At 75.1% G+C, this 14,915-nt stretch carries 12 protein-coding genes; 1 reads left to right on the top strand and 11 read right to left on the bottom strand.

Features of this window, described 5'->3' with window-relative positions; translation table 11 throughout:
- The first annotated feature begins 25 nt into the window (after nucleotides 1-25).
- Nucleotides 26-2,599, top strand: coding sequence for a BTAD domain-containing putative transcriptional regulator (locus tag ACFY0K_RS12555; protein WP_390639810.1), 2,574 nt, complete (start codon nucleotides 26-28; stop codon nucleotides 2,597-2,599).
- A 216-nt stretch (nucleotides 2,600-2,815) separates the two neighbouring features.
- On the opposite strand, the gene ACFY0K_RS12550 is transcribed toward ACFY0K_RS12555, so the two are convergent.
- The 11 genes from ACFY0K_RS12550 to ACFY0K_RS12500 form a co-directional block, all read right to left on the bottom strand.
- Nucleotides 2,816-5,068, bottom strand: coding sequence for a SpoIIE family protein phosphatase (locus tag ACFY0K_RS12550; RefSeq protein ID WP_390639809.1), 2,253 nt, complete (start codon nucleotides 5,066-5,068; stop codon nucleotides 2,816-2,818).
- Nucleotides 5,069-5,226: 158 nt separating this feature from the next.
- Nucleotides 5,227-5,925 (bottom strand): GAF and ANTAR domain-containing protein, encoded by a 699-nt coding sequence (locus ACFY0K_RS12545; RefSeq protein WP_390639808.1) that lies wholly within the window; start codon nucleotides 5,923-5,925, stop codon nucleotides 5,227-5,229.
- Nucleotides 5,926-6,019: 94 nt separating this feature from the next.
- Nucleotides 6,020-6,679 carry a TetR family transcriptional regulator gene (locus ACFY0K_RS12540; RefSeq protein WP_390639807.1) on the bottom strand — a complete coding sequence of 220 codons (660 nt, stop codon included), beginning with the start codon at nucleotides 6,677-6,679 and terminating at the stop codon, nucleotides 6,020-6,022.
- 156 nt (nucleotides 6,680-6,835) lie between these two features.
- A complete protein-coding gene (locus tag ACFY0K_RS12535; RefSeq protein WP_390639806.1) occupies nucleotides 6,836-7,144 on the bottom strand; it encodes an acyl carrier protein in 309 nt (102 codons plus the stop codon).
- Nucleotides 7,145-7,148: 4 nt separating this feature from the next.
- Nucleotides 7,149-7,724, bottom strand: a complete 576-nt coding sequence (locus tag ACFY0K_RS12530; protein WP_351959140.1) for a nuclear transport factor 2 family protein — start codon at nucleotides 7,722-7,724, stop codon at nucleotides 7,149-7,151.
- A gap of 142 nt (nucleotides 7,725-7,866) precedes the next feature.
- Nucleotides 7,867-8,112, bottom strand: coding sequence for an acyl-CoA carboxylase subunit epsilon (locus ACFY0K_RS12525; RefSeq protein ID WP_390639805.1), 246 nt, complete (start codon nucleotides 8,110-8,112; stop codon nucleotides 7,867-7,869).
- Nucleotides 8,109-9,620 carry an acyl-CoA carboxylase subunit beta gene (locus ACFY0K_RS12520; RefSeq protein WP_352365684.1) on the bottom strand — a complete coding sequence of 504 codons (1,512 nt, stop codon included), beginning with the start codon at nucleotides 9,618-9,620 and terminating at the stop codon, nucleotides 8,109-8,111. Before ACFY0K_RS12520 ends, ACFY0K_RS12525 begins: the two co-directional genes overlap by 4 nt.
- Nucleotides 9,621-9,735: 115 nt before the next feature.
- A complete protein-coding gene (locus ACFY0K_RS12515; protein WP_390639804.1) occupies nucleotides 9,736-10,578 on the bottom strand; it encodes a 4'-phosphopantetheinyl transferase family protein in 843 nt (280 codons plus the stop codon).
- A gap of 8 nt (nucleotides 10,579-10,586) precedes the next feature.
- Complete coding sequence (locus ACFY0K_RS12510) at nucleotides 10,587-11,042, bottom strand: acyl carrier protein (protein WP_390639803.1); 456 nt, start codon at nucleotides 11,040-11,042, stop codon at nucleotides 10,587-10,589.
- A gap of 2 nt (nucleotides 11,043-11,044) precedes the next feature.
- A complete protein-coding gene (locus ACFY0K_RS12505; protein WP_390639802.1) occupies nucleotides 11,045-12,652 on the bottom strand; it encodes an MFS transporter in 1,608 nt (535 codons plus the stop codon).
- A gap of 4 nt (nucleotides 12,653-12,656) precedes the next feature.
- Nucleotides 12,657-14,915 (bottom strand): SDR family oxidoreductase, encoded by a 2,259-nt coding sequence (locus tag ACFY0K_RS12500; protein ID WP_390639801.1) that lies wholly within the window; start codon nucleotides 14,913-14,915, stop codon nucleotides 12,657-12,659.

Below are 14,915 nucleotides of genomic sequence, written 5' to 3'. Positions count from 1 at the left end.
TGTCCGGACGGCTAAGCTCTGGCAGGTGGCGACGGCGGGGGAAGCGTACGAGTTCGGGCTGCTGGGGCCGCCGAGCGGCCGCCACGGCGGGCGCGAACTCGATCTGGGCAGCCCCTTGCAGCGCGCCGTCCTGGCGCGGCTGCTGCTCGGCGACGGCCGCCGGTGCGGCCTCGACCAGCTCATCGACGCACTCTGGGAAGACCCGCCCGGCAACGCGGTGCGCTCCGTGCAGACGTACGTCTACCGCATCCGCCTCTCCCTGGGCGAGGAACGCTCCCGGCTGGAGACCACGCAGCGCGGATACCGGCTCGACGTCCCCGAACAGGCCGTCGACGCCCTGCGTTTCGAGCGGCTCGTCCGGGACGGGGAGGAACTGCGGGCGGCGGGGCGGACCGGCCCCGCCCTGCGCGCCTTCGACGCCGCGCTGGCGCTGTGGTCGGGAGAGCCACTGTCCGGCGTGCCCGGCCCCTACGCCCAGCGGCACCGCCGGCGCTTCACCGAGCTGCGGCTGAACGCGCGGGTGGCGCAGCTGGAGTGTGCCGGCGAGCTGGGTGAGCACGCCCGGGTGGCGACGGAACTGCTCTCGCTGATCGCCGACCATCCGCTGCGCGAGGACCTGTACGCGCTGCGCATGCGCGCGCTGCACCGCGCCGGGCGGACGGCGGAGGCCCTGGCGGTCTACGCCGCGGCCCGCGAGACCATGGTGGCCGAACTGGGCATGGATCCCGGGCCGGAGCTGCGTGAGCTGCAGGCCCGGATCCTCGCCGGCGCCGAGCCCGACGCCGCAGGGCCACCGGCCGGGGAGAGCCCCGCCGTCGCCACCGCCGACCGGTCCGGGGCGGTGCGGGGCGAGGAGGCCCCGGCCGGCGTCCGCCCGCAGCAACTGCCCCCGGCGCCCGGCGACTTCGTGGGCCGGGAGCGGTTGCGGGAGCGGCTCGGGCGCGCGCTGCGGCCCGGCGGGGAGGCGGTCGCGCTCGCGGTGCTCAGCGGGATCGGCGGCGTCGGGAAGACCGCGCTCGCGTTGCGCGTCGCCCACGGCATCCGCGGCGACTACCCGGACGGGCAGCTCTACGTGGACCTGCGCGGCGACGGCGGCAGCCCCGCCGACCCCGCCGACGTACTGGTCGACTTCCTGCTCGCGCTCGGCATGCCCGCCGCCCGGATCCCCGCGACGCCCACCGCCCGCGCCGGGGCCTACCGCACCCTGACCGCCGACCGCCGGATCCTGGTGGTCCTGGACAACGCCTCCGACACCGCCCAGGTGACACCGTTGCTCCCGGGCACCCCCGGCAACGCCGCGCTGATCACGACCCGGCACCGGTCGCTCGTACCGCCCGGCGCGACGCGGTTCGAGGTGCCGGTGCCCGACCAGCGGGAGGCGGTGGCCATGCTGGGCCGGTTCACCGGCGACGCCGAGGTCGCCGCAGACCCCGAACTCGCGCTGGAACTGGTGCACGCGTGCGGGCAGCTGCCGTTGGCGCTGCGCATCATCGGCGCCCGTACGGCGGCGCGTCCCGGCCGCGGCCTCGGGGCGCAGCTGCTGCGGCTGCGCGCCGAGGAGCACCAGCTCGACGAGTTGCGGGCCGGCGGCATGTCGGTGGAGGCCACCTTCCAGGTCGGCTACCGGGCGCTCGCCCCCGACCGGGCCCGGGCGATGCGGCTGTGCGCACTGCTGGACGCCGCCGACTTCCCGGTCGCGGTCGCGGCGGTGCTGCTCGACCGGCCCGAGCAGGAGACCGAGGAGCAGCTGGAGCACCTGGTGGAGGCCGGCCTGCTGGAACCGCACTCGGCCGACCGCTACCGGTTCCACGACCTGGTACGGGCGTTCGCCGCCCGGCGTGCCGACCGCGAGGATCCCGTCGCGGACCGCGAGGCGGCGCTGGTGCGGCTGACGATGTTCCTGCACGCCACCCTGCTCCAGGCCATGAGCGCGACCGAGCAGGCCGGCTCGCTCAGCACCCACCTGTTCGCCGTGCCGCTGACCGGACTGCGGTTCGACGACGCCGGGCAGGCGCGGGCCTGGCTGCTGGCCGAACACACGCTGCTGGTCTCGGTGTTCTCCCGGGTGCTGCGCGACGTCCCGGACGCCTCGCGGATCGTCGCCGCCGCGCTGTCGGTGATCGCGGCGAGCGGGCTCTTCGCCGGGCCCGCGCACCAGCGGGAACTGGAGCGCCTCGCGGACCAGGCGGTCGCGGCGGCCGAGCCGGGCGACGACCCCGCCTGGCAGGCGCAGACCCGGCACATCCGGGCCTGGCTCGCCTTCATCCGCGGAGACCTGGCGGCGGCGGAGACCGATCTGCGGGCGGCGATCCGGCGGGAGAACGCCGTCGACGACCCGGTGCCGTTCTTCATGTCCACCCGGCTGCTGTCGGTCGTCCTTGCGGACCAGGGGCGGACCGCCGAGGCCGTCGCGTTCTTCGCCGAGTCGGAGGCCGTCGCCGGCTCGGAGGACGACCCGGACAGCCCGGCCTGCTTCCACCGGGAGGTGGGCCGCCTGTTCACCGCGCTGAGCTCGGACCGGGCCGAGGTGAACATCTCCGCGGCCCAGCATGTGTACGAGGTGAGCGACCGCCTGCGGAAGGAAGCGGCCGAGCGCTGAGGCCGCCGCCCGCCGGAGCGAGGGGGCGGACCTGCCCGCCCGCCGTACCGGCCCCGCTTTCACGCGCCGTCGACCGTACGTCCATCCGTGTTCGGCAGGGTGGTCCGTGAACGGACCGCAGTACCTCCCCGAACAGGTGACTGACGGATCTGGCCCACCGCTTCCACGAACTGCCGCGCAAGGGCTGAGGAATCCGGCGCGGGTCGCGGCCGCAGCTCACAGGCCGGCGGTCAGGTCCGGGAAGCCGGGCGGGCCGGTCCCGGTCAGTTCGGCCCAGACCGTCTTGCCGTGCCGGGCGTGGCGGGTTCCCCAGCGGGCGGCGAGCTGGGCGACCAGCAGCAGGCCGCGACCGCCCTCGTCGAAGGTGCGGGCCCTGCGCAGGTGCGGGACGGCGCCGCCGGCGTCGGAGACCTCGCACAGGACGGCGCGGGCGGGACCGTCGGCGGGCCGGTCGGGGGTCCGGGGCAGGATCAGGCGCAGCCGGACGGGCGGGCTGCCGTAGCGGATGGCGTTGGTGACGAGTTCGCTGACCACCAGTTCGGCGGAGAAGGCGAGGTCCTCCAGGTCCCAGGCGGTGAGCTGCCGGGCGACGCCCGCGCGGGCCGGTGCGACGGCCGCCGGGTCCGGTGCCAGGTCCCAGACGGCGACCCGGTCGGCGCCGAGGGTGCGGGGGCGGGCCAGCAGCAGCGCGACGTCGTCGTGCGGCCGGTCGGTGGGCAGCAGGGCCTGGAGCACCGTGTCGCAGGCGGCCTCCAGGGAGGCGGCGGGCCGGACGAGGACCTCCCGCAGGGCGGCGAGGCCCGCCTCCACGTCGTGGTCGTGGCCTTCGAGCAGGCCGTCGGTGTACAGGGCGAGCAGGCTGCCCTCGGGCAGGTCCGTCTCCACCGCCTCGAACGGCAGCCCGCCCAGGCCCAGCGGGGGTCCCGGCGGCAGGTCGAGGAGATCGGCACTGCCGTCGCGGTGCACCACGGTGGGCAGCACGTGGCCGGCGCGGGCCAGGCTGCAGCGGCCGGCGACGGCGTCGTAGACGGCGTACAGGCAGGTGGCGCCGATGTCCCCGGCCGGCGCCGCGCCCGGATCCGGGCCGGGATCGAGGCCCGGGCCGGGGCCGAGGCCGCGGGCGGAGCCGGGACCGCGGGCGGGGCGGGATCCGGGACCGGGGTCCGGATCCGGGTCGGCGGCGGCCTCCGCGGAGAGCCGGATGACGACGTCGTCCAGGTGGGTCAGCAGTTCGTCGGGCGGCAGGTCGATGTCGGCGAGGGTGCGGACGGCGGTGCGCAGCCGGCCCATCGTGGCCGCCGCGTGGATGCCGTGGCCGACGACGTCGCCGACCACCAGGGCGACCCGGGCCCCGGACAGCGGGATCACGTCGTACCAGTCGCCGCCCACCCCGGCCCGGCCGTCGGCCGGCAGGTAGCGGCAGGCGACCTCGGCGGCGGACTGCTCGGCGGTGCGCCGCGGCAGCAGGCTGTGCTGGAGGGTGAGCGCGGTGGCCCGGGCGTGGGTGTAGCGGCAGGCGTTGTCGACGGCGACGGCGGCGCGGGCCGCGATCTCCTGGGCGAGGAGCAGGTCCTCGTCGTCGAAGCGGGCGGGGTCGCGGTGCCGGGAGAACCGGGCGACGCCGAGGGTGGTGCCGCGGGCGGTCAGCGGCACCACCAGCGTCGCCCGGTCCGCCGCGGTGTGCCGGGCGGGCCGTCCGGTGGCCAGGGCACGGGCCGCCGGTGACCCGTCCGGGCAGCTGTGCAGCTCCTGCACCTTGACCGCCGGTTCCGGGGCGCCGCCCGGCGCGTACGTCCCCTGGGCGACCCGGCGCAGCAGGAACCGCTCCGCCGCCCGGGGGGCGTGGCCGCGGACCACGGAGTCGAGCAGGTCGACGGTGACGAGGTCGGCGAAGTCCTCGGCGGCGAGGTCGGCCAGCTCCTGGGTGGTGCGGGCGATGTCCAGGGCGGTCCCGACCCGCAGGCCGGCCTCGTTGACCAGGGACATCCGCCACTGCAGCCGCCGGTCCCGTTCCTCCTGGAAGGCGAGGATGCCCTGCTCGCCGATGCGGTCGACGTACCGGGTGGACAGGGCGAGCAGCCGGCGGGCGACCGCGTCGACCAGGCCGGGGTCGTCCGTCAGCCGGGGCAGTTCGGCGAGGAGGCCGTCGAGGATGACGCCCTCCCCGAGGCGGTGCGCCCGCAGCATCACGGTGACGGGGACGCCGCGCCGGGCCAGCCGGCGGGCGCGGTCCACGTGGGCCGGCGGCGGCTCCAGGCTCCTCGGGCCGAGGCCCGCTTCCAGGCCGCCCAGCACGCCGGCGACATGCTCGGCGATGTTCTGCGAGGTCATCCGGGCGAGCTCCGGGTCCACCCAGAGCTCGGGAACCTCGGCGCGCAGGCACCCGGCGACGTCCGTGATCAGCTCGTCCGCCCGCGGGGCGAGTGCACGCGCGGCCCGGGAGACGAGCCCGTCGGCGGTGCCGTCCACACAGTCGACGGTACGCCCCGCGGGCGGCCGTTACGCGTCGGCGCCCGTCCCGGGCGGGGGCTTGAGCGCCCCTTCGGGGCGCTGGGGGTACCCCCGGCCGGGGGCGGCGAGAGTGCGGGCACGGCGTCGCGGGGCGGACGGGAACGCGACGACAGGGCCTAGGACAGGCTGCCCTGGTCGCAGACCCGGCGGGCGACCTCGCGGAGCTTGACGTTGTTGTCCTGCGAGTAGCGGCGCAGCACGTCGAAGGCCTGTTCCTCGGTGAGGCGGTGGCTGCCCATGAGGATGCCCATGGCCTCGCCGATCAGGTGGCGGGTGGCGACGGCCTGCTCCAGCTGGGCCTGGGTGCGGGCGGCGGAGAAGGCGACCGCCGCGTGCGAGGCCAGCAGCCAGCCGGCCAGCTCACTGGCCTCGGTGAAGGCGCCGGGCCGGCGGGAGTAGATGTTCAGCGCGCCGAGTTCCTCGTCCTCGGTGTACAGCAGGAACCCCATCATGCTGCCGACGCCGAGCCGGTGGATCTCCGGGCCGAAGGCGGGCCAGCGCGGCTGCTCCCGGGTGAGGTCCCGGATCCGGAACACCCGCTCCCCCGCCCTGGTGCGGGCGGCGTCGAAGCAGGGCCCCTCGCCCAGCCGCTCCTGCAACCGGTCGCTGTCGACGACCAGTTGCTCGGTGGGCGCGAGCGTGCGCACCTTGCCGCCGTGCAGCACCAGGATGCCAGCCGCGTCACAGCCCTCCACCAGTTCCACGGCCGAGGCGGTGATCCGGTCCAGGGTGGCGTCGACCGACTCCTGTGCCAGCAGGTCCCGCGCCATCGCCGCGAGTTGCTGCGCGAACCGGGCCCAGTCCGTCACGCCCATCACCTCCCGGTCGGTTGCGCCGAAGCCGCGCCCTCAGCATGCCACGCCCACCGGACCCGGCCTACGAGGTGCCCGCGGCGCGGGAGCGTGCGGTTCAGGCCCCGGCGGGCTCCTCCGGCACGGCCGCGGCGGCGATCTCGGCGGCCACCTCGGCGACCACCGTGCGGGCCTGCCGCTCCGGGACGCCGGCCGCGATCAGCATGGCGACGGCCGTGCGGGCACCGTCGTCCTCGAAGGTTGCGCCGTTGACCTCTTCCAGCAGGGCGATCGCCATGCCCTCCAGCGCGGCGGCGAGCACCGCGGGCGGGAGGTGGTGGTGGAAGACGCCGTCCCGCTGGCCGTGCTCCACGACGGCCGTGGCCCGCAGCCGGGCGGGCCGGAGGATCCCGGTCACGCGTTCCGCGCCCAGGTCCCGGTGGGCGAGGGCCAGCAGCATCCGGTAGCGGTCGCCCACCGGCCACATCGACAGGGAGAAGCGCGCCAGGGCCCGGTCGGCCGGCTCCGCGGGCTTCGCTCCCCGTGCCACGGCTGCCTGGAGCGCCTCGGCGGCCTCCTCGGCCAGCGCCTCGAGGAGCGCGGCCCGTCCGGGGAAGTGCCCGAAGAGCGTGCGCCGTACGACACCGGAGGCGCGGGCCAGCTCCTCCAGGGTGATGTCGGGGTTCCGGCCGAGTTCCTGGCGGGCGGTGGCCAGGATCCGCGCCCGGTTGGACCGTGCGTTGCGACGCTGCGGCACGCGGCCGAGGGGCTTGGACACGGACTACCTCGTTGAAGACCGGACGGACGACGGGCGTCCTCATTCTGACACGGGCGCCCCGGACTGTTGGACAACGTTGTCAGAAGGGCGGGTGCGCCTGATGTCACCGGTAACCGTGCCGTCGTCCCACCGGTGGCATCAGGCGCACCCGGGTGCTCAGGTGCGGTCGACCAGTTCGCTCAGGGTCGCGGCCAGTTCGCCCACCGACTGCTCGCGCAGCAGGTGGTGGGCCGGTACCGGGATGTTCAGGGCCGACTCCAGGGTGCGCTGGAGGGTGAGCGCGGTGAGGGAGTCGATGCCCTGGGTGTAGAGGGGGCGGTCGCGGGCGATGCGGTGGGCCGGGGGGATGTCCAGGTGCTGGGCGAGGTTGCGGCAGAGGAACGTCTCGAACGCCTGCCGGCGGTCGTCGCCGGAGGTGTCGCGCAAGGCGCCCAGATTCAACGCGGTCGTCGGTGTGCCTGACACGGTCTCATCGTCCTTTCGGGTGGCGTGGTCGTGGCTGGGAACTGCGCAGTTCGCGGGGGTCGGGGCCGGGACGGGGGCCGGCGCCGTCGGACCACACCAGCCGGAACCGCCAGCGGTGCAGCCGCCAGCCGTCCGGGGTGCGGACCGCCTCGCCCTCGCTGTAGCCGCCGATGTCGAAGCGGCCGTCCGGGTCCGGGCCGTCCTCGTGGTGGACGTGGGACGCGACGAGGTGGACGCGGATCCGGGCGGTGTCCCCCGACACCCGGATGCCGTAGTTGGCGGCCAGGTGGTGGGTGCGGGCGAACCGGGACTTCCGGTCGTGGTGGAAGGCGGCGGCCCGGTCGCGGCCCTCGACGGTGCCGACCGGGAACTCCAGGCGGCAGTCCGGGGTGAAGACCGTGGCCGGCCAGGTGGGGTCGAAGCCGTGGTCGTCCTGGGTGTCGAGCAGGGTGATGTAGCGGTCGACCAGCTCGGCGACCGCCGCGCGGTCGGCGAGGGCGCCGAACTCGGCGCGCAGGGCGTCGAGTTCGGAGCGGAGTTCGGTGACCGTGTCAGCGCGGTCGAGGTACGGGGTGGTCATGGGGTCCGGGACTCCGATTCTGTCGGGGATGCGGGGGCGCCGGTCGGCTGGAAGCGCCGCGATGCGCCGTCGGCCGGCCGCCGCGCCGGCGTGGCCGGTCGCGCCGTTCCCCGCGGCCCTTTGGGGGGTGGCCAGGCGGTTGTCATGCTGCTCGGGTGCCGGTGAGGTGCCAGCCGCGGGGGTCGCGGTGGGGGGTGAGGCGTTCCGGGCGGCGCCAGGCGGCCACCGGGCGGGGTTCCAGGGGGCGGGGGTCCAGCGCGGCCAGGGCGGCGGCGCGGGTGAGCAGGACGGTGGTGAGGGCGGCGAGCTCGGCGGGGCTCGCCTGCCCCTTCACGACCCTGATGACCAGGGCGGCCTCCGCGCCGTCCGGGTTCTCCGGCGCGCTCACTGCGGCGGGTTGCCGTGCTTGCGGCACGGCAGGTCGGCCTGCTTGCTGCGCAGCATCGCAAGGGCGCGGATGAGGGTGGAGCGGGTCTCCCGCGGGTCGATGACGTCGTCGATCAGACCGCGCTCGGCCGCGTAGTAGGGGTGCATCAGCTCCGCCTGGTACTCCTTGATCTTCTGCGCGCGGGTCGACTCGGGGTCGTCCGCGGCCGCGATCTCCCGGCGGAAGATGACGTTCGCCGCGCCCTCGGCGCCCATCACGGCGATCTCGTTGGACGGCCAGGCGAGGGCGAGGTCGGTGCCGATGGACCGGGAGTCCATGACGATGTACGCGCCGCCGTACGCCTTGCGCAGCACCAGGGAGATCCGCGGCACGGTGGCATTGCAGTACGCGTAGAGCAGCTTGGCGCCGCGCCGGATGATGCCGTTGTGCTCCTGGTCCACGCCGGGCAGGAAGCCGGGGACGTCGATCAGGGTGACCAGCGGGATGTTGAAGGCGTCGCAGAACTGCACGAACCGCGCCGCCTTCTCACTGGCGTCGATGTCGAGGACCCCGGCGAACGAGGCCGGCTGGCTGGCGACGAGGCCGACGACCTCGCCGTCCAGCCGGGACAGCGCGCACACCACGTTGGTGGCCCAGCCGGGCTGGATCTCGAAGTAGTCGCCGTCGTCGACGATCTCCTCGATGACGGTCCGGATGTCGTAGACCCGCCCCGGGTCGTCCGGGACCAGTTCCACCACCCGGTCGGTACGGCGGTCGGCCGGGTCGGTGGTCGCCGAACGGGGCGGCAGGTCACGGTTGTTGGACGGCAGCAGCGACAGCAGGTGCCGTACGTCCTCCATGCAGCTGCGCACGTCGTCGTAGGCGAAGTGGGCCACGCCGGAGGCGCCGGCGTGGACGTCGGCGCCGCCGAGGTCGTTCTGGGTGATCTCCTCGCCGGTCACCGCCTTCACCACGTCCGGTCCGGTGATGAACATCTGGGAGATGTCCCGCACCATGAAGACGAAGTCGGTCAGGGCGGGCGAGTAGGCGGCGCCGCCCGCGCACGGCCCGAGCATCACGCTGATCTGCGGGATCACCCCGGAGGCGCGGGTGTTGCGCTGGAAGATGCCGCCGTAGCCGGCGAGCGCCGAGACGCCCTCCTGGATCCGGGCGCCGGCGCCGTCGTTCAGCGACACCAGCGGGGCCCCCGCCGCCATGGCCATGTCCATGATCTTGTGGATCTTCTGGGCGTGGGCCTCGCCGAGGGCGCCGCCGAAGATGCGGAAGTCGTGCGCGTAGACGAAGACGGTACGGCCGTGAACGGTGCCCCAGCCGGTGATCACCCCGTCGGTGTACGGCCGTTTCTTCTCCAGGCCGAAGCCGGTGGCACGGTGCCGGCGGAGCATCTCGACCTCGTTGAACGACCCCTCGTCGAGCAGGAGTTCGATGCGTTCGTACGCGGTGAGCTTGCCCTTGGCGTGCTGGCGCTCGGTGGCGAGGGGGTCGCCGTGCCGGGCGGCCTCCTTCATCAGGCCGAGCTCCTCGATGCGCTCGGCGGCGGTCCACTGGCCGCGGTGCTCACGATCGTGCAGGCTCTGGCGGCCGGCTGCTGGACCGGCTTTCTGTTCGAGTGACATTGGCGGGTCACGCTCCCCAGTCGGATACTCGGGTGGTCACGCCCACGGGCGCGGTCACGGGCACGCCCACCGTCCCGTCGGCGTCCAGGTCGACCGTCTCGCCCGCGTACAGCGCGGTCGGCGGCACCCAGCGCACGGTGACCTGGTCGGGGGCCGCGCCGCGCACCGCGACGGCCGCGTTGTGCCGGGGCCCGGACGGCAGGTCGAGCAGCGTCCAGCCGGCCGGCCTGCGCTGCGGGTCGGCGCCCAGGTAGTCGTGGCCGGGATCGCGGGAGAGCCCGGTGCCGAGCGCCTTGAGATAGGCCTCCTTGCGGGTCCACAGCCGCCCGAAGGCGGCGCGCCGCTCCCCGGCGTCGCCGAGCGCGGCCAGCTCGGCCTGCTCCCCCGGGTGCAGGGCCGGGGTGCAGACCTCGACGGTCTCGGCCCGCGGCAGCCGCTCCACGTCGGCGCCGACGACCGTACGGGAGACGGCGACCACGGCCATGCCGTGGCTGTGCGCGAGGGAGAAGTGCAGCGGCGGGTCGGGGTGCACGACCGCCGGCCGGCCGTGCGGCTCGGCGCAGCCCGGGCAGGGCTCCCGCACGAACGGCACGTCCTGCGGGGGCAGCCCCAGGTAGCCGCCGAGCAGCCGGCGCAGGGCGACGTGCGCGGAGGCGTACGTCACCCCGTCCGCGGGCCGGACGAAGGACGCGGTCCGCCGGCGCTCCGCCTCGCTCAGCTCGGACAGGTCGAGCAGTTCGGCCGCGGTCTCCAGGGCGGCCCGGCGGACCAGCCAGACGTCCAGCAGGCCGGCGGCGGGCAGTCTCGGCGCGGCGGCGAGGGTGGCCGTGCCGAACTCCAGGACCGGCATCTCCCCGATCACCTCGGGCTCGGCACGCGGTGCGCGACCAGGTGGTGCTCGCCGCGGCCGGCGTGCTTGTGCGGGCTGTCCTCCGGGCCGAGCTGGCCGGCGAGGCAGTCGACCAGCTCGGCCGCGCTGTTGGCCCGCAGCAGCCGGTTGAGGTTGACGTCGACACGCAGCGCGGCCTCCATGCGGCGCTGGAGTTCCAGGCCGTTGATGGAGCCGATGCCCAGGCTGTTCATCGGGCGGCCCACGGTGTCGATGCTCTCCGGGGCCACCCGCAGCACCCGGGCGAGTTCACCGCGCACGTACGCGTCGATGAGCCGGGTGCGCTCGGCGAGGCCGAGGGAGGCGAGGTGCGCGAGGCTGGGCGGCACCACCTCGACGATCTGGTCGCGCTCGAACTCGTAGTCCAGATCGTCGAGGTCGTCGTCCAGGTCGTCGAAGACCCAGGTCTGCGTTGTCTGGTCCATGGTCATTCCCCGTGGTGTGGTGAGGGTGAGGAGGCTGGGGGTCGGGTGCGGATCAGGCCGGTGAGGCCGACGAGCAGGCCGAGGAGGCCGAGGGCGGCGACCAGGGTCAGCGCCGGCCGGCAGGCCGCCGCGGCGGCGGCCGGACCCGCGCCGTGCGCCGGCGCGTGGGCGGCGAGCAGGGCGGCGGCGAGCGCGACCGCGAGGACCGCGGCGAGCTGGACGGCCGTCTGGTACAGGCCGCTGCCGGTGAGCCGGTCGGCGGGGGCGAGGCGGGACATGGCCTGCATGTTGAGCGCGGCGAAGGAGAGCACGAAGGCGGCGCCGACCAGCAGGAGCGTCGGCAGCATCCGGCCCGGGTAGTCCAACGGCCATGCATGCGACCGGAGTTGCAGCATGGTGCCCGCGAACGCGCAGGTCGCGCCGGCCACGATGAGGCGCGGGGCGCCGAACCTGGCGACCAGGCGGCCGGAGGCCAGCGCGGTGAGCGCCGGGGGCGCGGCGGCCGGGAGCAGGGCGAACGCCGTGCGGAGGGGGGACCAGCCGGCGAGGGTCTGGGTCTGGTACGTCAGGACGAACAGGAGGCCCAGGTACGAGCCGTTGAGACAGGCGGCACCGATGGCGGAGCGGATGAGGGCGGGGTTGCCGCGCAGGGGGCCGGTGTTCAGGAGGGGGTCGGCCGAGCGGCGCTCGATCTGCCGGAACAGCAGCAGGAGGAGTACGGCCGCGGTGAGGGGGGCGGTGGCCTGCGGGGCGGTCCAGCCGTGGGCGGGGAGTTGGGTGATGCCCTGGACCAGGGCCAGGAGGGCTCCCAGGAGGGTGAGGGCGCCGGGGATGCCGAAGTGCCGGGTCGTCGTTGTTCGGGTGCGGCCCGGTGGGGGCTGGTCGCGCAGTTCCCCGCGCCCCTTCGGGGCGCTCCTTGCGACCCCCGCCGGAACATCCGCGCCCTTCGGGGCGCTCTGGGCGCCCCCCGCCGGAACATCCGGCCCCTTCGGGGCGCTCTCGTCGTCGCCCTTGGGAATCAGGCGCAGCCCGCACGCGAAGAGCAGCAGCACCACCGGGGCCGGGAAGGCGAAGGCCCAGCGCCAGGAGGTCTCGGTCAGCCAGCCGGAGAGGAGGAGGCCTGCGGTGAAGCCGCCTGCGCCGAAGAGGGTGTAGACGGAGACCGCTCGGGAGCGGGGGCGGCCCTCCGGGAAGGTGGAGGTGATGATGGCGAGGCCGGTGGGGGCCGTCAGGGCGGCGCAGAAGCCCTTGGCCAGGCGGGTGGCCAGGAGCAGCCAGGGGTCGTGGGCGAGGGCGCTGAGCACGGTGGCGGCGGCGAAGGCGAGGAGGGCCGCGAGGTAGACGCGGCGGCGGCCGAGGAGGGTCACCACGCGGGCGCCGAAGAGGAGCAGGCCCCCGAAGCCGGCGGCGAAGCCGGTCATCGCCCACTGGGTGACGGTCGGCGGCTGTCCCAGGTCCGTGCCGATGGCGGGCAGCGCCACCACCGCCACGGACACCTCCAGGGCGTCGATGAGCATGTTGCCGGCGAGGACGAGCAGCAGCCCCCACAGCCGGGGGCCGAACCGCTCGTCCGCGCCCGCGGCGACCGGTGCCGGAAGGGTCCTGGTCACCGCGTCACCCGAGGAGGGTGCCGCCGCTCGCGTCGACGAAGGAGCCGGTGACCCAGCGGGCGTCGTCGGAGACGAGGAAGGCGATGACGTCGGCGACGTCCTGCGGCTCGCCGACGCGGTTGAATGCGGACAGCGCGGACATGGCCGCGACGGCCTCGGGGATGTCGAACAGCGGGTTGCCGTTGCGGGTGATGCCCGGCGCGACGCTGTTCACGGTGATCCCGCGCGGGCCCAGCAGCTTGGCGTAGTGGAGCGCCAGTTGCTCCACCGCGCCCTTGCTCATGGCGTAGGCGATCTCGTCCGGGTTGGCGAACCGGGTCAGCCCCGAGGAGATGTTCACGATCCGCCCGCCGTCGGGCATGTCGGCGAGCGCCCGCTGGATGACGAAGAACGGTGCCTTGGCGTTGACGGCGAAGATCCGGTCGAACTCCTCCGGGGTGGTGTCCTCGGCCTTGACCCCGCCCATCACGCCCGCGTTGTTGACGAGGATGTTCAGCTCGGTCTCGCCGGTGCGCTCCTTGAGCCCCGCCTCCAGGGCGAGGAACAGTTCGTGGACGTCGCCGGGCGTGCCCAGTTCGGCGCCGACGGCGAAGGCCCGCCCGCCGTCCTTCTCGATCCCGGCGACCACCTCGGCGGCGGCCTCCGCGCTGCTGCCGTAGTGCACGGCGACCAGCGCGCCGTCGGCGGCCAGCCGTTCGGCGGTGGCCCGGCCCATGCCCCGGCTGGCGCCGGTGACGAGGGCGGTCTTTCCGGCCAGGTTGCCCATCTTCCTTCTCCTGACGGTTGGTTGTGGTGTGTGGGGGGCGCGTGGGTCGGGTGCGAACCAGCGGCCGAGTGCCTCGTGCAGGCCGTCCGCGGTGGGGCCGGCCCAGGCGACATAGCCGTCCGGGCGTACGAGCACGGCGGCGAGGCCGTCGAGGGGCCCCGCGGGACGCGTGACGACCGTGTCGACGGACGCCGACCAGTCCCCCGCCGCCCCGGCCAGCACCGGGTCCGTCGCAAGCAGCAACCCACGTGCCGGGTACAGCAGTTCGGCCGTTCTGGCCCCGGAGTCGAGCCGCACCTCCGGCAGCCGCGAGCCGGTCAACGGCTGCCGGTCGTCGTCCCCGTACCGCACGTCGAGGCCGCTGATCGTCCCGGCGAGGTGCGTCCGGACCTTCTCGTACGCCATGAGTTCGCCGACGACCGAACGCAGCGGCTCCACCTCGGGCCCGCCGAGCAGCAGCCGGGCCTGGGCGCGGATGGCGGACAGGACGCGGCGCCCGACGGCGTGCCGTTCGTCGTGGTAGCTGTCGAGGAGTCCCGCCGGGGCCCGGCCGAGGACGGTGGCGGCGAGCTTCCAGCCGAGGTTCACGGCGTCCTGGAGGCCGAGGTTGAGGGCCTGGCCGCCGATCGGCATCTGCTGGTGGGCCGCGTCGCCGGCCAGCAGCACCCGGCCCGCGCGGTAGCGCTCGGCCTGCCGGGAGGCGTCGCCGAAGGAGTTCACCCACAGCGGGGTGCCGTGGCCGATGTCCTCGCCGGTGACGTCCCGCCAGGCGGCGACGATGTCGGCGAAGCGGGTCTGCGCGGTGCGCGGCGGGGTGCCGAACCGGTGGACCATGACCCGGGTGACGCCGTCGCCGCGTCTGGCGGCGATGGCGAGCCCGTTCGGCAGCCGCTGGAAGCGCCGGTTCGGGATGTCGATGCCGTCGACGTCGGCGCGGATCAGCTCCCGTCCGGCGGCGTCGCCGGGGAAGGCGATGCCCGCGAGGCGTCGTACGGCCGACTGCTCGCCGTCGCAGCCGACGACGTAGCGGGCCGTGAACTCCCGGCGGTGGCCCTGCTGTTCGGTCGCCACGGTGACGTGGTCCGGGTGCTGCGTGAGGGCGAAGACCTCGTGTCCGCGCAGCACCCGCGCCCCGAGCCGCTCGGCCCAGGCGCCGAGGAGTTCCTCGGTGCGGGTCTGCGGGACCTTCCACTGCCCGGGGTGGCTGCTGGGCAGGGTGAGGTCGAGGGGGAGGCCGCCGAAGTGGCCGCGGGGCTCGTTCGGCGGCGGTTCGGGGGCGGCGAAGCCGCCGGGTCCTTCCAGCAGCCCGCGCTGGCGCAGCAGTTCCATGGTGCGTGCGTGCAGGGTGGACGCCCTGGACTCCGTGGTGGGGGCGGCCAGTCGTTCCAGGACGGTCACGTCGGCGCCGCCGAGGCGCAGTTCCCCGGCGAGCATGAGCCCGACGGGTCCGGCGCCGACCACCAGGACGTGCGTGTCGACCGCGTCGGCACCGGCCAT

The sequence above is a fragment of the Streptomyces sp. NPDC001507 genome (assembly GCF_042894765.1).
GTDB lineage: Bacteria > Actinomycetota > Actinomycetes > Streptomycetales > Streptomycetaceae > Streptomyces.
This window is presented reverse-complemented; position numbering and strand designations above follow the sequence as displayed.